The organism is Streptomyces pactum, assembly GCF_002005225.1.
GTDB lineage: Bacteria > Actinomycetota > Actinomycetes > Streptomycetales > Streptomycetaceae > Streptomyces > Streptomyces pactum_A.
The window spans coordinates 6,491,352-6,514,232 of sequence record NZ_CP019724.1 but is presented as its reverse complement, the minus strand read 5'-3'; the positions used below and the strand labels follow the sequence as shown (position 1 = coordinate 6,514,232).

Genomic DNA, 22,881 nt, shown 5'->3' with positions numbered 1-22,881 from the left:
CGCCGGCCGGCTCGGTGGATCACCGCTCGCCGTTCTCGGGGACGCGGCCGTGCAGGACGTGTGTGGCGGCCAGTTCGCGGTAGGCCGCGCTGGTGGCGAGAAGCCGGTCGTGCCGGCCGGAGGCCACCGTGCGGCCGTCTTCGAGGACGACGATCCGGTCGGCGTGCCGCACCGTGGAGAGGCGGTGCGCGATGACGAGGACCGCGCAGTCCCGGGTGACGTCGCTCAGCGTCCGGGTGAGTGCCGTCTCGTTGACGGCGTCCAGGTGCGAGGTGTGTTCGTCGAGCAGGAGCAGCCGCGGACGGGCGAGCAGGGCACGGGCCAGGGCGACGCGCTGGCGTTCTCCCGCGGAGAGCGTGCCGCCTTGATCGCCCAGCCTGCCGTCCAGCCCCCCGGGCAGCCGCCGCACCACGTGCTCGAGGCGGGTCAGCCGTACGACGCGGAGGATGTCGTCGTCGGTGGCGTCGGGGACCGCGTAGGTGATGTTCTCCCGGAGCGTGCCCTCCAGTACGTGGGTGTTCTGGTCCACGAGGGCGATGCCCGCGCGGCACTGCCGGCGGGTCAGGGCCGTCGCCGGGCGGCCGTCGAACCGGATGCTCCCGGCGTCGGGGTCGTAGAGGCGCGCGATCAGTGAGAAGAGAGTGCTCTTGCCGGCTCCCGAGCGGCCGACGAGGGCCACGAGTCCGTGGTGCGGCACGGTGAAGGTCGCCCCGCGCAGGACCGGCCGGTCCGGGACGTAGGCGAAGCGGATGTCGGTCAGTTCCAGCGCGTGGGCCGGGGACCGCGGGGTGGCCGGCGGTGTGCCGGGGAGCGCCGGGCCGGGCTCCTGCGCGGGTTCCTGGGGAAGGGCGAGGGCTTCGTCGATCCGCAGGTAGGCACCCGCGCCGCGCTGGATCAGGCCGATGGCGCGGAACACCGACGACAAGGGCATGACCAGGTACGACGCGTACAGCAGGAAGGCGACCAGGTCTCCGAGGGAGTCCGCTCCCCCGCTCCCGACCCGCATGCCGCCCACGACCAGGACGAGCAGGAAGGAGCCCTGGACCGCGAGTTCGACGGCGCTGCTCATGACCGCGGCCAGTTTCGCCGCCCGGACGCCCGACCGGTGGGCCGAGTCCACCCGCTCGCCGATGCGGCGCGCCTCGCGCTCCTCGGCCCGGTACACCCGCACCACCGGCAGGGCGCCGAGGGCGCGCTCCAGTTCCGCGGCGATGGTGCCCACGGAGGACTGCATCTGCTCCGACGCCGCCCGCATGCCTTTCAGGAGCGTGCTGACGACGACCGCGGCGAGGGCGACCGTCACCACGACGAGGAGCAGCAGCAGGGGGTCCAGCCACAGCATCAGCAGCAGCGCCCCGGCCGACACCAGACAGCCGGTGAGGAGGTCGACCAGTGCCTGTGACACGACGTCCCGCAGCAGGGTGGTGTCGGCGGTGACCCGGGAGACCAGGTCGCCGCGGCGGCGCCGGTCCGCCTCCCGCATCTCCAGCCGCAGCAGCCGCGAGACGAGTCCGTGACGCACCATGCGGATCACGTCCTCGCCCATGCGGTCCAGCAGGAACCGGCCGGTCGCTCCCGCGGCGGCCTCGGCGACGAAGAGCCCGGACAGGAGCAGCAGGAACGGCCACAGCACCTCGCCGCGGACGCTGGAGTCCACGACGTGCTTGGCGACGAGCGGCTGGGCGAGTCCCAGCGCCGACGCGGCCAGGGTCAGCCCGGTCGCCACGGCGATGCCGGGCCGGTGACCGGACGTCAGACGGAACAAGGAGGCGACCGAGCCCCTCGTCGTCCGACTCGCGGACGGCGCGGAAGGCTGCGCCCCGCGGCCTGCCGGGCCGGTGCCGGCCGGGGCGTCGTCCGCGACGACCGTGTCGCTCACGGCCCCGCCCGCCGCACCGCGGCCACCGTCACCAACCGCGCGAAGTAGTCGTCCGGGACGCCCTCCCCGACGGGTCGGCCGCCGGCCTCGATCCAGGCGTGGGCGGAGAACGGCGGCACTTTGCGCACCCCGGTGCACCAGGTGGGCCAGACGCCGTGCAGCCGGCACAGCAGGGCTGCCCCCAGCGACCGCGGCAGACAGCCCCGCGGCCCGGCGCAGCGCAGGCTCACCGCGCACAGCGCCTCCCGGGCCGCCGCCGCCTGTGCCGGGGTGGCGGGCCGCGCGCCACGGCGCACCCGTTCCAGTACGGCGCGGATGTGCCGCGGCGGCAGGAACGACAGGGCCAGCGCGGGGACGAGGACGAGGCGGGCGGCAAGCCGCCGGGCGAGGGGGACTCCGGTGGGCCGGTCCAGGGCGCTGGGCGTGGTCATGAGACCAGCCCCGCGGCCCGGAGGTCGCCCACCAGTGCCGTCACGTCCTGCTCCGCGCGGTCGCGGTCGATCTCGAACCGCGCGACGAGCGCCGTGACGGCGGCGGCCTCGTCGCCGCCGTCCAGGAGGGTTCTCACCACCAGCGCGCCCGTGGGGTTGAGTTCCCAGTACTCACCGCTGCGCTGGTCGAGGAGCACGGTTCCGTACTCGGTCTCCGCGGTGGCGACGTCGGTGTCGAATCGGAGTGTCATGGCGTCGGCGCCTTTCTGCTGTCGTCCGTCATCCGACGGCGGCTCCGGGATGCGCCGCGCGGTCCCGGGAGCGCAGCCACACCTCGCAGGCGATGGTCGAGTAGAGGATCGCGTCCCGCAGGCCCGGCGCGGAGGGCCGCTGCGCGAGCCGGCGCAGTTCCCCGCCGTCCACCAGGCCGAGGCCTTCCAGGTGGGAACCGGTCCACAGAGTCATCAGGTCGCCCCGGTGGCGACGCAGTCCGTCCGACGCGTCCATCGACGCCTCGGCCTTGTTGGCACGCCGCAGGCACTCCTCCGGGACGACACCGCGCATCGCCTCGGTGAGCAGCGGTTTGTACCGCCACGGCGTGACGCGCTCGTCCGGCCGCACCGCGAGGCAGGCCTCGATCACGCGGTCGTCCAGGTACGGCGACGCCATCGGGAGTCCCGCCCGGGCCGCCATCCGCTCCCACTGGCGGATGATGCGCGTGCAGGTGCGGATCAGCTCCAGGTCGGTGTGCAGGCCCCGGTCCGCGTGCAGCGGCTCGGCCCGCGCGGCCGCGTCCAGCAGGGCTCGGCGGGCCAGCCGCTCCGCCTCGGAGGTCATCCAGGGGAACAGGCGGGGGGACATCCCCCAGCCGAGACCCGCGGTCACCGAGGTCTCCGGCATGGGGGCGCGCAGCCGGCCGGCGGAGTGCGCCAGCCAGTCCGGGTAGGCGCGGGAGTCGGCGAGGGCACGCGCCGTCGCGCCGAGCGGCCAGTTCCACAGGGCGCGAAAGCCCCGCAACTGGCGCATCGCGAACAGCGGGCGGGTACGCAGCAGTCCGTGGTAGTACGCCTCCGAGCACCAGGCGACGTGGTCGCCGCCGATGCCGGTGAGGTGCACCCGGCTGCCGCGTGCGGCCAGCCACGGCAGGTGCTGCAGGACGCGTGAGCGGTCCATCACCCCGATGGTCGGCTCGTCGAGCAGGTCGTCGATGCCGAGCAGGTCCGAGTAGACCAGGGCGGACCCCTCCGCGTCCCAGACCACGTGGTCGACCTTCGGCAGGTGCTCCGCCGCCTGCCGGGCCCAGGCCAGGTCGGTGTCCGCGGGGTCCCGTCCGGGCCAGGTCGCGGCCACCACGGAGGCGTCGGAGCGGGCGGCCAGGAAGCAGACGGAGGTGGAGTCCAGTCCGCCGGACAGGTCGCAGCTCACCACGCCGCCCGGCCGGGTCCGGACGTCCACGGCCTCGGCCAGCGCCTCGCGGACGGCCGGCGCGCCCTGCGCCAGGGTGCGGGTCGGCTCCGGGGGCCGCCACCAGCGTGACCTGCGGACCCGGTGTCCGTCCGCGGAGACGATCAGGGCCTCCTCCGGGGAGACCGCGTCGACTCCCTCCCAGACCGAGGTCTCGTACAGCGGATGCGGCACCGGCCACAGGAGCCGGACTGCCAGTCGACCGGTGTCCGGCCGGCTGCCCAGGGCCGTGGCGAGCAGGTCCGCGCTGGTCGCGGCCACGTGGACACCGCCGATCCGCGCGTGGAAGACCAGCCGCAGCCCGGAGGCGGTGCCCTGCATCCTGAGCTGCCCGTCGTGGGTGGCCACCAGGTGGAAACTGCCCGGCAGGGACCGGGCCAGGGCGTCGAGTTCGGTGAGGTCGCGCATTCGGGCGGCCTGGCGTTCGAGCCGCTGTCGGTCGGCCGGGCACCACCCGACGGTGGCGAGGGCCGTTCGGCCGGCCCGGGCCGTGGTGATCTCCGTGCCGGACCAACGGCCGATCAGCCAGGGCCGGCCCGAGGCGTGGGCCAGGACGCGGGTACCGGGTCGGCGGAAGAAGCGGGCCGCGGCGGCCGCCTCCTCGCAGTCGGGAAGGACCGCGAAGTGGGCGTCGCCGCGGCCCGGTTCCGCACTCTCGTGCACTTCGGACATGAAATCGCTACGTGCCGGCCGCCGTCAGTTCTTGCTGAGGATCAGACGGTCGTTGCCGTTGCGCTGCAGCAGCCCGGTCTTCTGCCGGAACGACCCCAGCCGGACGAGCGTCGGGGCCTCGTACGCCTTCTTCATGCCATCACCTCGATGTGAGTGGTGCCGTCGGTCTTCCTTTCGGCCGGCGGCGGTGTCACCAGCTAGCGGGGCGGCGCGTGACGCGGACAAGACGTCCGGCACAAGTCATATCAACAGACCTCAAAGGGCCTGAACGGGGCGGCATGCGCGCTGCCGGCCGCCTTCGTCGGAATCGAAGGGGGGTGGCGTGGGGAGGCGAAAAGCCGGCGGACACCTTCCGACCTGCGCACTTCGGTCGGCGCACCGGTCAGGGCGCCGACCGGACCGTGCACGCGGGGTGTGGGGGCGCCGCCCGGCGCACACCGCGCCAGGGACGCAACCGCCGGCACCGGAGACGGGTGCGGTGCACCGCTCCCGGCGCGTGGTTCCTCGCCCGGGCCCGCCGGGCCTCCCGGCCGCCACCCGCCCGGTCGGCCCCCGGAGACGGGGACGGGAAGGAGGCGGCGCGGGCGAAAACCCCTGGGCCCGCCGCCCCCGCCCCTCCTACGATCCCCGCATGCCCCGACCCCATGGCTTCGCCTACACCGCCACCGCGAACGGCACCGTCCACATCACCCACCACCAGCACTCCGCCACCACACTGAACGGCCCCCGCGCCGCCCGCTTCCTCGAAGAGGTCGCCACCGGCGACCCCCAACTGGTGATGGCCCGCTGGACGGGCAACTACAAACACGGCAACGAACGCACCGCGCGAAACCACCCCCGCAACCGCCGCTGACCGCACCGCCCGGGCCCTGACCCGATTGGCGGCCGGGTAAGGGAACGGTAAAACGCCCTCGCTCGTTCACCCGGCATGACAGCTATGACCCCCGGCTCGAACATCCCCCTCTCCGCCGCCCGCGTGACGGTGGACGTCGCCGCGCCCGTGCGGCTCGACGTATCGGGCCTGCTGCTCACCGCCGACGGCAAGGTGCGCTCCGACGACGACTTCATCTTCTACAACCAGCCCACCGGCCAGGGCGTGACCTACCGCTCCGGCGGCGGCACCGCCCCGGACGCGATCGTGGTCGACACCTCCGCCGTGCCGCCGGGCATCGAGAAGATCGTCGTCACCGCCAGCCCGGACGCCGCCGGGCAGACCTTCCAGGGCGTCGAACCGACCGCCACCGTCCGCAACGCGGACGACAACTCCGTCCTCGCCACCTTCACGCCCCCGCAGCTCGGCAGCGAGACCGCGCTGGTGATCGTGGAGGTCTACCTGCGCAACGGCGTCTGGAAGGCCCGCGCGGTCGGCCAGGGCTACTCCAACGGACTGGCCGGCATCGCGACGGACTTCGGCGTCACGGTGGAGGAGCCCGCCGCCCCGGCCGCCCAGCCTGCCCCGCCGCAGCCCCAGGCGGTCACCCCGCCGCCCCCGCCCGCCGCCGCGCCCACGATGCCCTCCGCTCCCCCGACGGCGCCGGCCGCCCCGCCGGCCCCCGCCCCGGGCGCCGGGAAGATCAACCTCGACAAGGGCCGGGTCAGCCTCCAGAAGAACCAGACCGTCTCCCTCGTCAAGGGCGGCCGCCCGATGCTCTCCCAGGTCAAGATGGGCCTCGGCTGGGAGCCGGCGTACCGCGGCAAGGACATCGACCTGGACGCCTCGGTCATCGCCTACGGCCCGCAGCGCAACCACATCGACAGTTGCTACTTCGGCAAGCTGTCCATCGTCGGCGGCGCCGTCAAGCACTCCGGCGACAACCTCACCGGCGAGGGCGGCGGTGACGACGAGGTGATCACCGTCGACCTCGGCCGGCTTCCGCAGGAGGTCAGCGGCCTGGTCTTCACGGTCAACTCCTTCTCCGGTCAGAAGTTCACCGAGGTCGCCAAGGCCTACTGCCGCCTCATGGACGCCGCGACCGGCGAGGAACTGGTCCGCTTCGACCTCACCAGCGCCGAGCCGCAGACCGGCGTGATGATGGCGAAGCTGATCCGCCAGTACTCCGGCGAGTGGGAGATGACCGCCATGGGCGACTTCGTCAAGTCCCGCACGGTCCGGGGCATGGTGAAGCCGTCGGCAAAGGCGCTGTAAGCGGCCGGTTCGGTGGGGCGCCCCCGGCACTGCGGGCGCCCCACCGCGGCCGTCTACGCCCGCAACCCGCCCCACACCAGCGACAGAAGCCGGCGTACGGACTCCCCGTCGCCCCCGGCCGCCCCCTCGGCCGACTCGGACGCCGTCACCACCCCGTGCACCAGCCGCAGCACCTCGATCGGCTCGACGTCCCGCCGCAGCGCCCCCGCGTCCCGCGCCGCCCGCACCAGCCGGCCGGCCGCGCCCCGCACACAGTCGCCGCAGGCCGTGTCCACCGCCGAGCCACCGGCCGTCACGGCGGTGCCCAGCAGGGCTTTCATCCCGCGCACCTGGATCATCCCGGCCGCGAGTTCGTTCAGCCACTCCAGCAACGCGTCGCCCGGCGCCCGTTCAGCCGCGATCAGGTCGGCCCGCGCCGCGATCGCCTCGATCCGGTCCAGGTAGGCGGCCTCCAGCAACGCCTGCCGCGTCGGGAAATGCCGGTACAGCGTGCCGGTCCCGACTCCCGCCCGCTTGGCGATGTCGTCCAGGGAGGCACCCTCCCCGTGCTCCCCGAACGCCACCGCCGCGGCTTCCAGCAACCGCTCGTGGTTTCGGCGGGCATCCGCGCGCATGGGCCTGACCTGCGCCATCCCACTACTCCCTGCCCACAGAGGATTCTCGCCGCACCCTACCGCGCGCCCGCGCGCCACTGCCGTGCCCTGCCCTGCCCTGCCCGCGCGAACGGCCCGCCCGGACGGGAGGGGAGCCCCTTCCGTGCGGGCCGGATCTCCTGCCCGTCGACGATGACCTCGGTGTCGCCGGTGTTCGCGCGGTAGGCGGCCGGCGAGGCCGCTCGGTGCGACGCGCGCCGGTCCGCGCCCGGCGGGCCGACGCCGGCTCAGAACAGGGCGCTGTACGCGTTCAGCGCCGGCTGCCCGCCGAGGTGGGCGTAGAGCACGGTGGCGTCGCCGCCGATCTCCGAGCGCGCGACCAGGTCGATCAGCCCCGCCATCGACTTCCCCTCGTAGACCGGGTCGGTGACCATTCCCTCGGTCCGGGCGGCGAGCCGCATCGCGGCGAGCGTGGTGGCGTCGGGGACGCCGTACGTACCCGCGTGGTACCGCTCGTCCAGTTCGACGTCCGCCTCCGTCAGTTCCTGCGTCACGCCGATGAGCTGCCCCGTGCGGTGCGCGATCCGGGCGATCTGCGCCCGGGTGCGGGCGGGCTCCGCGGACGCGTCGACGCCGATCACCCGCCGGGGCCGGCCACCCGCCTCCTCCAGGGCGCGGAAGCCGGCGACCATGCCGGCCTGGGTCGACCCGGTCACCGAGCAGACGACGACGGTGTCGAAGAAGACGCCCAGTTCCCGTTCCTGCTCGGCGACCTCGTGGGCCCAGCCGGCGAAGCCCAGCCCGCCGAGCGGATGGTCGGAGGCGCCCGCCGGAATGGCGTACGGCTTGCCGCCCGCGTCCTCGACCTCCTTGAGCGCCTGCTCCCAGCTCTCCTTGAAGCCGATGCCGAACCCGGCCCGCACCAGCCGCACATCGGCCCCGGCGAGCCGGGAGATCAGGATGTTGCCCACCTTGTCGTACACGGCGTCGGGCCAGTCCACCCAGCTCTCCTGCACGAGCACGCAGCCGAGGCCCGCCCGGGCGGCGACGGCCGCGACCTGGCGGGTGTGGTTGGACTGCACGCCGCCGATCGAGACGAGGGTGTCGCAGCCACGGGCGAGCGCGTCGGCGACGAGGTACTCCAGCTTTCGGGTCTTGTTGCCGCCGTAGGCGATGCCGGAGTTCAGGTCCTCCCGCTTGGCCCAGAGCGAGGCTCCACCGAGGTGCTCGGTGAGGCGTTCCAGCCGGTGCACCGGCGAAGGTCCGAGGAGCAGCGGGTAGCGCTCGTACGAGGAAAGGGACACGGTTCCTCCCGGGTCGGGCCGGATCAGTCGGGGTCGGCGAGCTCTTCGAGGCCCCGCCAGATGTCCGCCGTCACACGGAGCGCCGTCTCCGTGTCACCTGCCGCGCAGGCCGCGATGAGCTGCTCGTGCAGCCCGGCCGAACGACAGGTGCCGCCCTCGCCGAAGCGGCGGCGCTCCAGCCGGCGGATGAGCGGGGTGTAGCGGGCGACGGTGGCGGCGGCGGCCCGGTTGGCGGCGGCGCGGACGAGGACGTGGTGCAGCTCGTCGTCGGCGCGCAGGGCACCGTCGACGTCGCCCGCGTGGACGGCCGCCGCGAACCGTTCGTTGGCCGCGCGCATCGCGTCGAGGTCCGCCTGCCTCAGCCGGGGCACGGCGACCCGCGTGACCAGTTCGTGCACGGCGCCGACGACGGCGGCGGCGTCTCGCACGTCGGCGGCCACGACCGGGGTGACCCGGGTGTAGCTCTGCGGCTTGCTCTCCAGCAGACCCTCGTCCACGAGCCGGGAGAACGCCTCGCGCACCGGGGCCCGGGACAGCCCCAGTCGCTCGGCCAGGTCGGCGTCCCGCACGACGGCGCCTGGTTCGATCTCCCCGGCCACGATGGCGTCCCGGATGGCTTCGTAGGCGCGGTCGCGGAGCAGGGTGCGGGGTACGGGTCGGATGGTCTCCACATTGAAATGTTAGATGTCAGATCCCCGGGGCCACAAGAGTGCGGCCCGCACCTGCGCACAGGTGCGGGCCACGACGGACGGCGGGCCACGACGGACGGCGGGCCGGGCCCGGCGTCCGGGGCCGGGCCCGGTCCGCTCCGGGATCCGAACCCGGTCCAGGTCCGGGTCCGGGTCCGGGTCCGCTCCGGCCCCGGACCGGGTCCGGGCTCAGGCCGCCCAGGGCCAGTCGGCGTCCCGGGCGGCTTCGAGCAGGGGAACCATCCGGAAGGCCGCGTCCGAGAGCCCGCCGAAGGTGTGCCGGTCCGCCTTGCCCGACGGGCCGTGGCCCGCCCGGTACCCGGCCAGGTTCCAGGTGTAGACCGGCACGTGCTCCGGGACCTGCTCGGTCGGGTCGCCGTGCCGGTTGTACGCGTACTGCTCGTCGGTGACGATCAGCACCCGGTCGTGCTTCCTGTAGTGCCGGCGGACCGCGTCGGTCGTGTCGGTGCCGCCCAGGTCGCCGAAGCGCTCCAGGATCTTCAGCACCGACTCGCCCTCGCGGTACTTCACGCGGTTGCTCGACGTACCGAACTCGACGAGGTCCGCGTCGGCCGCCCGCAGCGCGAGCGCCGTGCCGAAGACCGCCGCCGCGTCGGCCCGGCTGAGCTCCGAACGGTCCGACATCCGCGAGTAGAACATCGAGCCCGAGCGGTCCACGAGGACCAGCGTCCGGCCGGGCAGCGCGGGCACGTTGGCCAGCGAGTGGCCGAGCGCCCGCTCCAGCGGGTACGACCAGCGCAGCGACGGCGCGTGCCGGTACGCGGCGAGGTAGCGGAAGGGGAACTGCCGCGAGCGCGCCACCTGGTCCGGGTCGCTGATCCGCGCCGCCACCCGCGCCGCGACCTCGTCGGACACGCCGGCCTCGTCGAAGTTGCGCAGGTTGCGGACGAGCGCCATGGCCCCCATGGACGGGATCACGGCCTCCCAGGCCGCCTTGTCCATCGGCCCCTGGAGCCAGCCGGCCAGCATCTCCCACGTGATGCCCGCCGCCGCGAGCCGCTCGGCACCGTCGGGCGCGGTGACGACCGCCCGCCGCCGGCCGACGGGCAGCGCCATCAGCTCGCGGTGCGCGGTGAGGACGCGGTTCGAGGCGGGCGGCACCGCCGTGTCCGGGTTGTGCCGGCGGTCGAGGGCGTACTGGAACAGCTCGCCCTGCCACGGCTTGTCCGGGTCCGGCGCCGCGTGCACCAGGTTGAGGATGTCGCCGAAGCGGTACCCCTTGGACGCGGTGTCGTACTTCAGCAGCGACTTGCCGTGGTAGAGCCGGCGTACGGCGTCGGCGATCCCCCGCTTGACCGGCTTCGGCACGGCGCGCCCGTACGTCGCGGTCCAGTACGCGAGCAGCTCGCCGGGCTCGTCGGGCCGCTGGAGGACTGAGGCGACGACCTGCCGGTTGGCCGGGCCGTCGGTGGCACCGGCGTCGAGACGGGCCTTGACGTACTCGGCGGCGCCGACGACGGAGGCGGTGCGCAGGTTGCCCTCGCCGCGCAGCCAGCCCAGCAGGCCGGCCGTCCACGACGGGTCGGAGACGGCGAGCTCGCGCACGAGCGCGGCGAACCGGTCGTCGCGGGCCGCGCCGGACTCGTAGAAGGTCTGCTGCGACACGAGGTTGGCGACCGCGAGGAGGAAGAGTTCGGAACGCGGGTCGCGCTCGCGGCCCCGGCCGCCCTCGTAGGTGCGCAGCACGCGGCCCGTCGACGTCACGCGCGAGGTGGGCTGCGCCTTCGCGGCCTTGGTGTTGAATCGCGCCATGGTGAATTCCCCCGAATTCGTTTCGGAGGGAGGCACGGCGGAAGGAGGGTGCCCGAGGTCCGAATCGGCGACGGGAACATCCGGATGCTCTGCCATTGAGCTGCACCGACCCGAAGTCGGTGACGAGGATTCGAACCCCGCAACGTCCGGTCAAGGAAGTATCCGCCGCCTGCGCACCGGGCACCCACCATCTGCCGCGCCTCCCGAGATCAAGACGGCCGCGGCGTCGGATTCGATGACAACGAAGTAGCCGCGGCCCGCGCACCGGGAGGTGCATGAAGTTCTGAGCGTCCAGAGTTCAGGTCGGCGGAACCGACAAGGTGCTCTGCCCCCTGAGCTACACCGGCGTGTTGTGCCGGTGACGGGACTCGAACCCGTGACCGCCCCATTATGAGTGGAAGTAGGTCCTGCCTTCGCACCTGGACGTTCATCACTCTAAAAGGGCGGCCGTCGCTCGGGCGAGCGAATTAATCACCGGCGCTTCTGCCGCTTCCAGGGCCCGGTGATGGCCACCATGATGCCGGGGTCCTGGATATTGGCGTAGAGGGTCTTCCCGTCGGGCGAGAAGGTGACGCCGGCGAACTCGCTGTACTCGGGATCGTCTTCGCTGCCGACGTTCAGGTCGTTGCGGGCGATGGGGTAGGTGCGGCCGCTGTCCGTGGCGCCGAACAGGTGCTGGACGCCGTCGCCGTCCTCGGCGATGACGAGGCCGCCGTACGGCGAGACGGTGATGTTGTCGGGACCGTCGAAGGCGCCGTCCGCCGACGGGTCGGGGTTGACGCCGAGGAGGACTTTGAGCGTGAGGGTGCGGCGCCCCGGGTCGTAGAACCAGACCTGGCCGTCGTGCGGCCGGCCGGGGCTCTCGTCACGGGCGAAGGAGGAGACGATGTACGCGCCGCCGTCGGCCCACCACATGCCCTCCAGCTTGCGGGCGCGGGTGACCTGTCCGTCGGTGAACTGCCTGCGCACGGAGGTGTTCTCCGCGTCGCGGTCGGGGACGTCGACCCAGTCGACGCCGTAGACCGTGCCGGTCCTCGTCGCGCGGGAGAGGTCGTCGACGAACTTGCCGCCGGAGTCGAAGCACTTGAAGGCCTGGAGGACCCCGGCGTCGTCGGCGAGGGTGCGCAGTCGGCCGCGGCCGTGCCGGAAGCCCTCCGGCGGGGCCCAGCGGTAGAAGAGGCCGTTGGGGCCGGAGGCGTCCTCGGTGAGGTAGAGGTGGCCCCGCTTGGGGTCGACGACGACGGCCTCGTGGGCGTAGCGGCCGAGCGCCTTGATCGGCTCGGGGTCGCGGTTGGCGCGCCGGTCCTCGGGGTCGACCTCGAAGACGTAGCCGTGGTCCTTGGTCATCCCCTCCTCGCCGGCCTTGTCCTCGGTCTCCTCGCAGGTCAGCCAGGTGCCCCACGGGGTGCTGCCGCCCGCGCAGTTCTGGGCGGTACCGGCGATGCCGACCCACTCGGCGACGTGGCCGCCGCGGCGGACCTCGACGACCGTGCAGCCGCCGGCCGCGGCCGGGTCGTAGACGAGGCCCTCGGCGAGCGGGACGGGGTGGGCCCAGTCGTCGCGGTGGCCGCCCAGTTCGTGGTTGTTAACCAGGAGGGTGGTGCCGCGCGGGCCGTCGAAGGCCGCGGTGCCGTCGTGGTTGGAGGGGGTGTACTCGCCCGACTCCAGCCTGGTCCGGCCGCAGTAGGTGATGATCTCGTACCGGAAGCCGGCGGGCAGGGCGAGGATGCCGTCCGGGTCGGGGACCAGTGGTCCGTAACCGACCCCACCGTGGTCGTGCCCGCGTCCGCGGCCCCGGTCGTGCTCCTCCCCCGCGCTCTCGGTGTCCGTGGACGCGAGGGCGTTCGGGGCGGTGGCGAGGGCGCCGACGCTGCCCGCCAGCACGACTCCGGCGCCGGTGAGCGCGGATCGGCTGGCGAAGTCCCTGCGGGTGAGCGACATGGAGTCTCCTGTGACGGTGGGCGTGCCGTGGAGGGTGGCGGACCTCTGTCCGGCGCCACGGTTGCGCCCGCGGCTGAACGCCGGTTGAACTGAGCGCGGCGCCTACGGGGCAGCCCGCGCAACCGCGGACGTTCCAGGGTGGGGGCGCGGCGGCACGGAAGGAGGCGGCGGCACCCCGCCGGCGCCGGGCCGCCACCTCCCACACCCGGCACACCGCGACGCCGGTCCGCCCGCCGGTCGCCGGGCCGCTCCTGTCATGCCGGGCCACTCCGATCATGCCTGGCCGCTCCGGATATGCCTGGCCGCTCCGGATATGCCTGGCCGAACTTCCGGCCGCGAGGGCCCACACACGCGCCACCCAGGACCGCTGCACCGGAGGGCCCAGCCGGACGGAAGGACCCGACCCCACCCCGCCCGCGCCGAGCCGCACACCAACCCCTCCAGCCACACCGAGCCGCACACCAACCCCGACGGCCCACACACGCGCCACCGAAGACCGCTGCACCGGAGGGCCCAACCGGACGGAAGGACCCGACCCCACCCCGCCCGCGCCGAGCCGCACACCAACCCCTCCAGCCACACCGAGCCGCACACCAACCCCGACGGCACACACGAGCCACCGAAGACCGCTGCACCGGAGGGCCCAACCGGACGGAAGGGCCCGGCGGCACCCCGCCGGCGCCGGGCCGCGCCACCGCCCGCGTCCGGCGGCGGAGCGCCGTTTCCCCGGCGCCGCCCGCCGTCAGCCGCCTTGCTGCGACCGGGCCTTGAACGCCGCCTTGCGGGCTTCCTTGGCGACCTTCTTGTCGGGATGCAGCCGCCCCATCGCCTCCAGCACGTCCGGCGTGGCCGGATGGGCGACCCGCCACACCGTGTCGAAGAACCCGCTGTGCTGCCGGGCCAGCCCCTCCACCAGGGCACGCAGCTCCTCGGAGTTCCCCTCGGCGGCGAGCTGTGCCGCCACGGTGTCGATGGTCAGCCAGAAGACCATCTCCTGCGGCGGGGCGGGAACGTCCCGGGCGCCGTGCTCGGTCAGCCAGACCCTGGCCAGCCCGCCCAGTTCGGCGTCGTCGAGGACCTCCCGCAGCGCGGGCTCCGCCTCGGCGCCGACCAGGGACAGCGCCTGCTGGCAGCGCAGCCGGCGCAGGGGCGCGCCGGTGTCCGAGCCACGTGCCGCCGCCAGCAGTTCGCGGGCCGCGGTGAGGGGGCTCCGCCCGGCCAGCCACAGCTCGGTCTCCGCGTGGGCCGCGGCCGGCGGGAAGGGCGCCGTGCCGTCGAGCAGCGCGTCGGCGCCCTTGTCGGAGAGGTCGCCGACGGCGGGGGCGTCGAAACCGGCCTCCAGGAGCCGGGCGCGCAGGCCGTACAGGCCGAGCGGGGTGAGCCGCACCATGCCGTAGCGGGCGACGTCGGTCTCGTCGACGGGCGCCGCGGGCTCCTCGTCCGCGTCGGTCATCAGGTCCTCGTCGACCGGCTGGTACTCGACGAGGCCGATGGGTTCGAGCAGCCGGAACTGGTCGTCCAGCCGCATCATCGCGTCGGACACCTGCTCCAGCACGTCGTTGGTGGGCTCGCCCATGTCGCTGGGGACGATCACGGACGCCGCCAGCGCGGGCAGCGGCACCGAGGCGTCGCCGGGGCGGTCCTCGCCGACCGTGAGCAGGTAGAGGTTGCCGAGCACGCCGTCGAGGAACTCCGCCTCGGCCTCCGGGTTCCAGTCGAGGGACGACAGGTCGACCTCGCCGCCCTCGGCCATCGCGTCGACCAGGTCGTCGAGGTCGGGCACGCTCGCGTCGGCGAGCAGCGCCTCCAGGGCGGTGAGCCACAGTCCGAGCACGTCCTGCGGGGATCCACCGGTGAGCAGGGCGAGGTCCCCGCCCGCCGCGACGGTGCCCGCCTCCTCGTCGGTGACCTCGACGAGCCCGGTGTCCACGGCGATCCGCCAAGCCTCGCTCGCGTACGCCGCGGCGTCGTCCCCGCTCAGCCCGAGCTCCTCGGCCGCCGCCGGCAACTGCTCCTCGACGAGTCCGCCCCCGGCGTCGACGCGGGTGTCCGGTCCGGCCCAGCGGGCCAGCCGGGCGGCCCGGGCGAGCACCGGCGCGGACAGCGCGTCGCGGGCCAGTTCCGCTTCGGGACGCAGCCGGGCGGGCGGCAGGGTGGAGCTGTCTGACATCGGCTGTTTCTCCTCGGGCGCCTGGACCGCCGTACGGCCATCCGGACGCCGTACCGCTCAACAGCTCAGCCTAGACGGGTTTCCACCCATGCCGCCCGGTTCATCTCCCCGTCGGGTGGAGTACATGGCCGAAACCTTGACAACTGACGTGGCCAAGCAGGAGATTGACGCGCGTAGAAGGCGGGGGGACAAGTGTTCACTCAGGTCACCTGTGCCCTGTGGCCCCTCGTGTCCCACTCTCATCCCGTAGCGCCGCCCCTCGCTCCGCCTGCCTCACCCTCACCCCCGTCCGCCCCACCGTCGTCCGCCCACCATCGTCCCGGCGCTCTGTCTCGTCCCCGGAGGGATTCCGTTGGCCAGCAAGTCCTCCGCGCGCCTCGCCGCGCTCACCGTCGCCGCAGTCTGCTCGGCGGCGTCCACCGTCGTCCTCACCTCACCCGCGCACGCCGACTCCGTGCGCGTCCACGACATCCAGGGCAGCACCCGGCTGTCGCCGTACGCGGGCAAGCAGGTCACGGACGTGGCCGGAATCGTCACCGGCGTCCGCGGCTACGGCAACTCCAAGGGCTTCTGGATCCAGGACCAGCGGCCGGACGCCGACCCGGCCACCAGCGAGGGCGTCTTCGTCTTCACCGGCTCCGCCCCGAAGGTCGCCGTCGGTGACGCGGTCGAGGTCTCCGGCACGGTCTCGGAGTACGTGCCGGGCGGCACCTCCTCCGGCAACCAGTCGCTGACCGAGATCACCCGCCCGACGGTCACCGTGGTCTCCGGCGGCAACGCGCTCCCGGCCGCCACGACCGTCTCCGCCCGGTCCGTGCCGCGCGCGTACGCCCCCGAGGGCGACGAGGCCGCGAACGGATCGGTCAACGGCCTGCCGCTGCGGCCGGACGAGTACGCCCTGGACTTCTACGAGTCCCTGGAGGGCATGAACGTCCGGGTCTCCGACGCCCGCGTGGTCGGCGCCACCGACCCGTACACCGAGCTGTGGGTCACGGTGAAACCCTGGGAGAACGCCAACCGCCGCGGCGGCACGGTGTACGGCTCCTACGACTCCCAGAACACCGGCCGGCTCCAGATCCAGTCCCTGGGCGAGCCGGCCGACTTCCCCGACGCCAACGTGGGCGACACCCTCGCCGGGACCACCGCGGGCCCGCTGGACTACAGCCAGTACGGCGGCTACACGCTGGTCGCGAGCGAGATCGGCACCCTTCGGAGCGGGGGCCTGGAGCGCGAGTCCACGCGCCCGCAGAGCAACCGCGAGCTGGCGGTGGCGACGTACAACGTCGAGAACCTCGACCCGTCCGACGACACCTTCGCCGCGCACGCCGAAACGATCGTGCACCATCTCAAGGCGCCCGACATCGTGTCCCTTGAGGAGATCCAGGACAACAGCGGCGCCGCGAACGACGGCACGGTGGCCGCCGACGCGACGGTCGGCAAGCTGATCGACGCCATCGTCGCGGCCGGCGGCCCGCGCTACGACTGGCGCGGCGTCGACCCGGCCGACGGCGAGGACGGCGGCCAGCCCGGCGGCAACATCCGCCAGGCGTTCCTGTTCAACCCGGACCGAGTCTCCTTCACCGACCGCGGGGCCGGCGACGCGACCACCGCGACCGGGGTGACGAAGATCCGCGGCAAGGCGGCGCTCACCCACTCCCCCGGCCGCGTCGACCCGGCGAACGCCGCCTGGGAGGACAGCCGCAAGCCACTGGCCGGCGAGTTCGTCTTCCGCGGCCGCACGGTCGTGGTCGTCGCCAACCACTTCAACTCCAAGGGCGGCGACCAGAGCCTGTCCGCCCAGTACCAGCCGCCGTCGCGCGGCTCGGAGACCCAGCGGCACCTCCAGGCGAAGGTCGTGAACACCTTCGTCAAGGACGTCCTCGCCACCCAGAAGAACGCGGACGTCGTCGTCCTCGGCGACATCAACGACTTCGAGTTCTCGCGGACGACCCGCATCCTGGAGGACGACGGCGCGCTGTGGTCGGCGGTCAGGTCGCTGCCGCGCGGCGAGCGTTACTCGTACGTCTACCAGGGCAACAGCCAGGTCCTGGACCAGATCCTGGTCAGCCCGTCGGTCCGGCGCGGCGGGCACCTGTCGTACGACAGCGTGCACGTCAACGCCGAGTTCCACGACCAGATCAGCGACCACGACCCGCAGGTGCTGCGGTTCCGTCCGTAGCCGGACGCCGTTGGGGGCGGGTTCAGCGGGGCACGAGGCCGAGGGCGTGCTCATAACGGCTGACCCCGCCGCCGCTGGTCATACCCGGCCAGTTCTGCACCCGCTCCCACTGCGCCGTCGCCGAGCCGACACCGTCGCCCGGTGCGGCCAGGGCGTCGATGTGGGCCTGGGCGCTCTCCCACTCGGCGTAGTTGAGGACGCGGGTGCCGTCGGTACTGAGGTGGAAGTGGGCGGAGATGCCGCCGGGGTGCGGCTCCGGCTCGCTCTCCAGGGCCTCGAAGACGGCGTCCACCCAGGCGCGCTGCCGCTCGGGGTCGGGCCCCTCGAACTCGACGTCGACGAGCACGATGCACCCCGGGACGGGCGCCGTCCCGTTGTTCGCACGGGTGCTGCTGCGGTAGCGCCGGTACCTGCCGAGCCCCAGCCGTTCGATGCCCGGCACGGCGGTGTCGATCTCGTCGACGCGCTCCTGCCGGCGGGTCTTGGCGAAGGACTCGTACGCCTGCTCGCTCGCCCACTGCGAGTGGTGGAGCAGGGTGCTGCCGTCGTGGCCGGTGTAGACGTGGTAGCCCAGCAGGTCGTCGGCGGGCCAGGGGCGGCGCTCCCAGGTCCGGGCGATCGCGTCCACGGTCTGCCGCTGCCGCTCGGGGGTGCCCACCCGCCAGGTGCTGAAGAAGGGCGCCTGGACGTCGGGGCGGACGAGTTCGGGGTGGGCGTCGGTACGGCGGGTCATGCCGGCCTCCACTGGTCGGTGGTCGTCGGGTGCGGGCGGGGTGCGCTCCGGCCGCACCCCGGTGCACGCACCACCCTCCGGCCTCGACCAAGGTTGAGGTCAAGTGCCGCCCGGTTTCCGCGGCCTCGACCCGCCGGTATCCGTACGGCACGGCGCGACGAGGGGTCCGGATCCGGGCCCCTCGTCGCGTCGCGTGCTCAGCAGGACCCGTGCCCGTGGCGGCGGCGCAGCACACCCGCCGCGACCACCGCGCCCGCCGCAGCCCCGGCGATCAGTACCGCGCGGGGATGCCTGAGTCCGGCCTGGACCGCACCGCGCACCCGTCCCGGCACGTGCCGCTCCGCGGCGTGTCCGGCCCTGCCCGCCTTGTCCTGCGCGGTGTGGCCGGCCCGGCTCGCCTTGTCCTGCACGGCATGTCCGGCCCTGCCCGCCTTGCCCTGCGCGGTGTGGCCGGCCCGGCTCGCCTTGTCCTGCACGGTGTGGCCGGCCTGCGCGGCGGAACTGCGCAGTTGCACGGTCATGGCACCGGCCTTGTCCCTGAGGTCGGCGGCCCGGGCCTTGGCGCGGCCCTTCACGTCCGCCTTCCCGGCCAGCTCCTCCACCGTGTCGCCGAGCTGGCCGCGGGTCTGTTCGATCTGCTGCCGCAGCTCGTCGGGCCCCTTGGCCCCGCCGATCGGCTGCGCGGTGGAGCCGGACCTCGTGCCGTCACCGCTTGTCGCGTCGGTCATCGATGCGCCCTTTCCCTGATCACGTCCACGTCGGTCTTGACGCTGCCGAGGGTCGCCTCGGGTTTCGGCGGCACGGCGCGGCGGAGCTGGGCGCGGCCCATCATGGCCAGTACGCCCGCGATCACGAAGAGCACCGCCGTCACGATGAGCGCCGCGGCCCAGACGGGCAGCGCCAGCGAGAGCGCGGCGGTGGCCGTTCCGGCCAGGGCGAACAGGCCGACGTACGCGATGGCGCCCGCGGCGCCCAGCATCCCGCCGCCACGCCCGGCCCGCTTGCCCTTCTCGGCCAGCTCCATCTTGGCGAGGGCCACTTCCTGGCGCACGAGCCGGGAGAGCTGTTCGGTGGCCTGACCGACCAGTTCGCCCACGGAGTGCTGTTCGTCGTGCACAGGCCTGGTGTGCATGGTCCCGGTCACGGTTCCGCCTCCTCTCGGTTCGGAGCACCCCGGGTACCCCCGGCCGACCGGCACTACCCCTGCCCTCGCCCTCGCCCTCGCCCTCACCCTCGCCCTCACCCTCACCCTCGCCCTCGCCCTCGCCCTCGCCCTCGCCGACAAAGAAGCATCTCTTACAGATATCTCGTAGCGGAATTAAGTGGAGCTACGCCATCGGGCCGCCGACACTACTTCCATGACCACCATCGACGACCGCCCCCGCCCCACGCCCTTCGGCCGTGCCCTGTGCGCCATGATCACGCCCTTCACCGGGACCGGCGCGCTCGATGTCGACGGTGCCCAGCGGCTCGCCGACCGGCTGGTGTCGCGGGGCTGTGACGGCCTGGTGCTGTCCGGCACCACGGGTGAGTCGCCGACCACCACGGACGCCGAGAAGGCGGCGCTGGTCACGGCGGTGCGGGAGGCGGTCGGGGACCGGGTGTCCCTCGTCGCCGGGGTGGGCACGGCCGACACCCGGCACACGGTGGAGCTGGCGCGGGCCGCGGAGAAGGCGGGCGCGGACGGACTGCTCGTGGTCGCGCCGTACTACAGCAGGCCCCCGCAGGACGCCCTGGAGGCGCACTTCCTCGAGGTCGCGGACGCCTGCGGACTGCCGCTCGCCCTCTACGACATCCCTGGCCGCACCGGCACCCGCATCGAGCCCGACACCCTCGTGCGCCTCGCCGGGCACCCGCGGATCGCCGCCGTCAAGGACTGTTCCTACGACCTCCTCGGCACCCAGAAGGTGCTGTCCCGCACGGATCTGGCGTACTACGCGGGCTGCGACGAGCAGGTCCTCGCCCTGTACTCGATCGGCGCGGCGGGGTACGTCAGCACGGTCGCGAACGTGGTGCCGGACCTGTTCCGGGCCGTCCTCGACGCCTTCGACGCGGGCGACACCGGGCGGGCCGCCCTGCTCCAGCGGCGGGCGATCCCGCTCGTCGAGCTGATGATGGCGGCGGGCCTGCCCGGCACGGTCACCACGAAGGCCCTCCTCGGCGCGCTGGACCTGCCCGCGGGACCGGTCCGCGCACCGCTGCGCCCCGCGGACCGCGAGACGACCGACAGGCTGGTGGCGACGTACGAGGAGCTGACCGCCGACGCGGGTCAGCTCCAGGCGTAGCCGTCCCCGAACAGCAGCGTGTGCTCCAGCACGTCCTCCGCCGGGTCGTCGATCTGCCCCACGTTGACGTTGAGGAGGCCGACCCGGGGGCCGTTGTGCGAACCCGACGTGGTCTCGTCCGCGTGCGCGGCACCTGCCGGGACCCAGCACACCAGCACCGCGGCGCCCGCCCCGGCCAGCCAACGCGCCACGGTCCCCACCCGCTCGTTCGTCATATCAGGCCCTCGTTTCGTCTGATCGGCGTGTGATCGGACTCTGCGTCCACCGGTTTCATCCGCCGAGACCACCGGAAGGTCACGCGGAGTCATCCGTACGTGCGGGGGCGCTCGGAGCACGCACCCTCGTTCCGCCAGCGGGACGCGCCCCCTTACGTCTACGGTCACCCGATGAGCAGAAGACGCTATGTGGCCCGGGGCGTGCCGGGCGGCTACCGGATCTGGGACAACCGGGGCCGCCGCTGGTGGGGCGACCTCTACGAGCTGTGCCCCGACGACCTCCTGACCGAGCTGAACGGACCCGCCGACCACACACGCGTCACCGCGCTGCTGAGGCGGTACCGGGCCCTGAAACGCTGAACGCCCTCCCGGCGGGCCCGGCAGGGGCACGCCGGGAGGACGGCTCGGCGACCGGCCGTGGCGTCAGTTGTGGCTGTGCAGGACGTCGTTCAGGCCGCCCCACACCGCGTTGTTCGGGCGGGCCTCGACCGTTCCCGTGACCGAGTTGCGGCGGAAGAGGATGTTGGAGGCGCCGGAGAGCTCCCGGGCCTTGACGATCTGGCCGTCGGGCATCGTCACGCGGGTGCCGGCGGTGACGTAGAGGCCGGCCTCGACCACGCACTCGTCGCCGAGCGCGATGCCCACGCCCGCCTCGGCGCCGACCAGGCAGCGCTCGCCGATGGTGATGCGCACGTTGCCGCCACCGGAGAGGGTGCCCATGGTGGAGGCGCCGCCGCCGATGTCGGAGCCGTCGCCGACGACGACGCCCGCGGAGATGCGTCCCTCGACCATCGAGGTGCCGAGCGTGCCCGCGTTGAAGTTGACGAAGCCCTCGTGCATGACCGTGGTGCCCGCGGAGAGGTGCGCGCCGAGCCGCACGCGGTCGGCGTCGGCGATGCGGACGCCCTTGGGGGCGACGTAGTCCGTCATGCGCGGGAACTTGTCGACCGAGGTCACCTGGAGGTGCAGGCCCTCGGCGCGGGCGTTGAGGCGGACCTTCTCGATGTCGTCGACGGCGACCGGACCCAGCGAGGTCCAGGCGACGTTGGCGAGGTGGGCGAAGATGCCGTCCAGGTTCTGGCCGTGCGGCTCGACCAGGCGGTGGGAGAGCAGGTGCAGGCGCAGGTAGACGTCGTGGGTGTCGACCGGCTTCTCGTCCAGCGAGGCGATGACCGTGCGGACCGCGACCACCTCGACGCCGCGCCGGGCGTCCGGACCGACCGCCGCGGTCGCGCCGCCGCCGAGGAGTTCGGCGGCCTGTTCGGCCGTGAGCCGCTCGGTGCCGGACGGGCCAGGGCCATCGGCAGTCGCGGCGACGAGTTCGGGGGCGGGGAACCAGGTGTCGAGAACGGTGCCGTCGGCGGCGATCGTGGCGAGGCCGGCGGCCACGGCGCCGGTGGTGCGGGGAGCAGTCGTGTCGGTCATGAGGGCAACCTAACCGGCCGTCGCCCGCGGAAGCGAGCCGACCCCGCGGCCGTCTCGCGTGCCGGGCGCTGCGGGCCCGCTCCGGCACCGCCCGCGAGGTTCGCCCCGGTCACCGGCCCAGTACCCGCCCCAGCGCCTCCCTCGCGAACCCCTCGTCGTACGGCACCCCCGTCAGCAGCACCTGGAGGCAGATGCCGTCCAGCAGGGCGACCAGCGCCCGGGCCGTCGCCGGGTCGGTGCGGGACGCGAGGAGGGCCGCGACGTCCTCGGCCCACTCCGCGGCGACCGGGCGCAGGGCGGGGCGGCGCAGGGCGGCCAGGTACAGCTCGTACTCCAGCTCCACGCCGTTGCGGTCGCCGGCCAGCCACTCGCCGAGGACGCGGGCGAGTTCGGCGGGCACGTCGGCGTCGGGGTCGGACAGGGCGGGGTGCGCGGCGACCACCTTCGCGAAGCCCTCGTTGGCCTGGCGCAGGGCGGCGACCAGGAGCTCGTCCAGGGTCGCGAAGTGATACGTCGTCGAGCCGAGGGGCACGTCCGCCTCGGCGGCGACGGTGCGGTGGCTGAGGCCGGCGATGCCCTTGCGCCCGACCACCCGGATCGCCGCGTCGATGATGCGCTGGCGTCGCTCGGGATCGTAGCGCCGGGACATCAGTGCGCGCCGCCCAGGTTCAGGACCACCACGCCGATGATGATCAGTGCGATGCCGGCGGCCTTGGTCACGGTCATCCCCTCACCCATGAACATCACTCCGATCGCGGCGATGGCGGCCGTGCCCACGCCGGCCCAGATGGCGTACGCCGTGCCCACGGCGAGGACCTTCAGGGTCTGGGCGAGCAGCGCGAAGGACAGCACGTACGCGAGTGCCGTCAGCAGTGAGGGCCCCAGCCTGCTGAACCCCTCGCTGTACTTCATGGCGGTGGTGCCGGCGACCTCGGCGGCGATGGCTCCGGCCAGGAGCAGATATCCCATGTGTACTAGCGTA

Annotated in this window: 24 protein-coding genes and 1 tRNA gene; 6 read left to right on the top strand and 19 right to left on the bottom strand. The window is 73.6% G+C overall.

Annotated features, from left to right (window positions below; genetic code table 11):
* Positions 1–19: 19 nt before the first annotated feature.
* The 5 genes from B1H29_RS27920 to B1H29_RS37650 form a co-directional block, all read right to left on the bottom strand.
* On the bottom strand, positions 20–1,765 hold the full coding sequence (locus B1H29_RS27920; RefSeq protein ID WP_055417674.1) for an ABC transporter ATP-binding protein: 1,746 nt from the start codon (positions 1,763–1,765) through the stop codon (positions 20–22).
* A 110-nt stretch (positions 1,766–1,875) separates the two neighbouring features.
* Positions 1,876–2,310: a lasso peptide biosynthesis B2 protein gene (locus tag B1H29_RS27915; RefSeq protein ID WP_055416307.1), complete on the bottom strand. Its 435-nt coding sequence runs from the start codon at positions 2,308–2,310 to the stop codon at positions 1,876–1,878.
* Positions 2,307–2,561, bottom strand: coding sequence for a lasso peptide biosynthesis PqqD family chaperone (locus tag B1H29_RS27910; RefSeq protein WP_055416308.1), 255 nt, complete (start codon positions 2,559–2,561; stop codon positions 2,307–2,309). The genes B1H29_RS27915 and B1H29_RS27910 overlap by 4 nt, the downstream gene beginning before the upstream one ends.
* 28 nt (positions 2,562–2,589) lie before the next feature.
* Positions 2,590–4,446 (bottom strand): lasso peptide isopeptide bond-forming cyclase, encoded by a 1,857-nt coding sequence (locus tag B1H29_RS27905; protein WP_055416309.1) that lies wholly within the window; start codon positions 4,444–4,446, stop codon positions 2,590–2,592.
* 24 nt (positions 4,447–4,470) lie between these two features.
* Positions 4,471–4,581 carry a keywimysin-related RiPP gene (locus tag B1H29_RS37650; protein ID WP_107095211.1) on the bottom strand — a complete coding sequence of 37 codons (111 nt, stop codon included), beginning with the start codon at positions 4,579–4,581 and terminating at the stop codon, positions 4,471–4,473.
* 496 nt (positions 4,582–5,077) lie between these two features.
* On the opposite strand from B1H29_RS37650, the gene B1H29_RS27900 reads away from it, so the two are divergent.
* On the top strand, positions 5,078–5,299 hold the full coding sequence (locus tag B1H29_RS27900; RefSeq protein ID WP_055416310.1) for a hypothetical protein: 222 nt from the start codon (positions 5,078–5,080) through the stop codon (positions 5,297–5,299).
* Between the two features lie 84 nt (positions 5,300–5,383).
* A complete protein-coding gene (locus B1H29_RS27895) occupies positions 5,384–6,592 on the top strand; it encodes a TerD family protein (protein WP_079160509.1) in 1,209 nt (402 codons plus the stop codon).
* A 53-nt stretch (positions 6,593–6,645) separates the two neighbouring features.
* Here B1H29_RS27895 and B1H29_RS27890 read toward each other — a convergent pair whose 3' ends face one another.
* From B1H29_RS27890 to B1H29_RS27865, 7 genes are all read right to left on the bottom strand, one after another.
* Complete coding sequence (locus B1H29_RS27890) at positions 6,646–7,224, bottom strand: TetR/AcrR family transcriptional regulator (RefSeq protein WP_055416312.1); 579 nt, start codon at positions 7,222–7,224, stop codon at positions 6,646–6,648.
* A 248-nt stretch (positions 7,225–7,472) separates the two neighbouring features.
* Positions 7,473–8,489, bottom strand: coding sequence for a 1-aminocyclopropane-1-carboxylate deaminase (locus B1H29_RS27885; RefSeq protein WP_055416313.1), 1,017 nt, complete (start codon positions 8,487–8,489; stop codon positions 7,473–7,475).
* Between the two features lie 23 nt (positions 8,490–8,512).
* Positions 8,513–9,160, bottom strand: coding sequence for a GntR family transcriptional regulator (locus tag B1H29_RS27880; protein ID WP_055416314.1), 648 nt, complete (start codon positions 9,158–9,160; stop codon positions 8,513–8,515).
* Between the two features lie 207 nt (positions 9,161–9,367).
* A complete protein-coding gene (locus B1H29_RS27875) occupies positions 9,368–10,951 on the bottom strand; it encodes a TROVE domain-containing protein (protein ID WP_055416315.1) in 1,584 nt (527 codons plus the stop codon).
* Positions 10,952–11,304: 353 nt separating this feature from the next.
* A tRNA-Met gene (locus tag B1H29_RS38240) sits at positions 11,305–11,430 on the bottom strand.
* A complete protein-coding gene (locus B1H29_RS27870) occupies positions 11,423–12,892 on the bottom strand; it encodes an alkaline phosphatase PhoX (RefSeq protein WP_055416316.1) in 1,470 nt (489 codons plus the stop codon). Before B1H29_RS27870 ends, B1H29_RS38240 begins: the two co-directional genes overlap by 8 nt.
* A 742-nt stretch (positions 12,893–13,634) precedes the next feature.
* A complete protein-coding gene (locus B1H29_RS27865; RefSeq protein ID WP_055416317.1) occupies positions 13,635–15,062 on the bottom strand; it encodes a hypothetical protein in 1,428 nt (475 codons plus the stop codon).
* A 352-nt stretch (positions 15,063–15,414) separates the two neighbouring features.
* Here B1H29_RS27865 and B1H29_RS27860 point away from each other — a divergent pair, with 352 nt between their 5' ends.
* The gene (locus tag B1H29_RS27860; protein WP_055416318.1) at positions 15,415–17,241 is read left to right on the top strand and encodes an endonuclease/exonuclease/phosphatase family protein; all 1,827 of its coding nucleotides are present in this window, start codon (positions 15,415–15,417) and stop codon (positions 17,239–17,241) included.
* A gap of 22 nt (positions 17,242–17,263) precedes the next feature.
* On the opposite strand, the gene B1H29_RS27855 is transcribed toward B1H29_RS27860, so the two are convergent.
* The 3 genes from B1H29_RS27855 to B1H29_RS27845 all read right to left on the bottom strand — a co-directional run bounded on the left by B1H29_RS27855 (position 17,264) and on the right by B1H29_RS27845 (position 19,118).
* Positions 17,264–17,974, bottom strand: coding sequence for an antibiotic biosynthesis monooxygenase (locus tag B1H29_RS27855; RefSeq protein ID WP_055417675.1), 711 nt, complete (start codon positions 17,972–17,974; stop codon positions 17,264–17,266).
* A gap of 197 nt (positions 17,975–18,171) precedes the next feature.
* Complete coding sequence (locus tag B1H29_RS27850; RefSeq protein ID WP_055416319.1) at positions 18,172–18,702, bottom strand: DUF3618 domain-containing protein; 531 nt, start codon at positions 18,700–18,702, stop codon at positions 18,172–18,174.
* On the bottom strand, positions 18,699–19,118 hold the full coding sequence (locus B1H29_RS27845) for a phage holin family protein (RefSeq protein ID WP_055416320.1): 420 nt from the start codon (positions 19,116–19,118) through the stop codon (positions 18,699–18,701). Before B1H29_RS27845 ends, B1H29_RS27850 begins: the two co-directional genes overlap by 4 nt.
* On the opposite strand from B1H29_RS27845, the gene B1H29_RS38880 reads away from it, so the two are divergent.
* Together B1H29_RS38880 and dapA are read left to right on the top strand one after the other, a co-directional pair.
* Positions 19,105–19,287 carry a hypothetical protein gene (locus tag B1H29_RS38880; protein WP_055416321.1) on the top strand — a complete coding sequence of 61 codons (183 nt, stop codon included), beginning with the start codon at positions 19,105–19,107 and terminating at the stop codon, positions 19,285–19,287. The two genes, B1H29_RS27845 and B1H29_RS38880, sit on opposite strands and share 14 nt — an antisense overlap.
* A 45-nt stretch (positions 19,288–19,332) precedes the next feature.
* Positions 19,333–20,259 (top strand): 4-hydroxy-tetrahydrodipicolinate synthase, encoded by a 927-nt coding sequence (gene dapA / locus B1H29_RS27835; RefSeq protein WP_055416322.1) that lies wholly within the window; start codon positions 19,333–19,335, stop codon positions 20,257–20,259.
* Here dapA and B1H29_RS27830 read toward each other — a convergent pair.
* Entirely contained in the window at positions 20,244–20,474 is a 231-nt protein-coding gene (locus B1H29_RS27830; protein ID WP_055416323.1) for a hypothetical protein, read from the bottom strand. The genes dapA and B1H29_RS27830 overlap by 16 nt on opposite strands.
* A gap of 171 nt (positions 20,475–20,645) precedes the next feature.
* On the opposite strand from B1H29_RS27830, the gene B1H29_RS37645 reads away from it, so the two are divergent.
* The gene (locus B1H29_RS37645) at positions 20,646–20,834 is read left to right on the top strand and encodes a hypothetical protein (protein ID WP_055416324.1); all 189 of its coding nucleotides are present in this window, start codon (positions 20,646–20,648) and stop codon (positions 20,832–20,834) included.
* Between the two features lie 63 nt (positions 20,835–20,897).
* On the opposite strand, the gene dapD is transcribed toward B1H29_RS37645, so the two are convergent.
* From dapD to B1H29_RS27815, 3 genes are all read right to left on the bottom strand, one after another.
* Entirely contained in the window at positions 20,898–21,899 is a 1,002-nt protein-coding gene (gene dapD / locus B1H29_RS27825) for a 2,3,4,5-tetrahydropyridine-2,6-dicarboxylate N-succinyltransferase (RefSeq protein ID WP_055416325.1), read from the bottom strand.
* A gap of 109 nt (positions 21,900–22,008) precedes the next feature.
* Positions 22,009–22,548, bottom strand: a complete 540-nt coding sequence (locus tag B1H29_RS27820; protein ID WP_055416326.1) for a TetR/AcrR family transcriptional regulator — start codon at positions 22,546–22,548, stop codon at positions 22,009–22,011.
* On the bottom strand, positions 22,548–22,868 hold the full coding sequence (locus tag B1H29_RS27815; protein ID WP_055416327.1) for a DMT family transporter: 321 nt from the start codon (positions 22,866–22,868) through the stop codon (positions 22,548–22,550). Before B1H29_RS27815 ends, B1H29_RS27820 begins: the two co-directional genes overlap by 1 nt.
* Between the last annotated feature and the right edge of the window lie 13 nt (positions 22,869–22,881).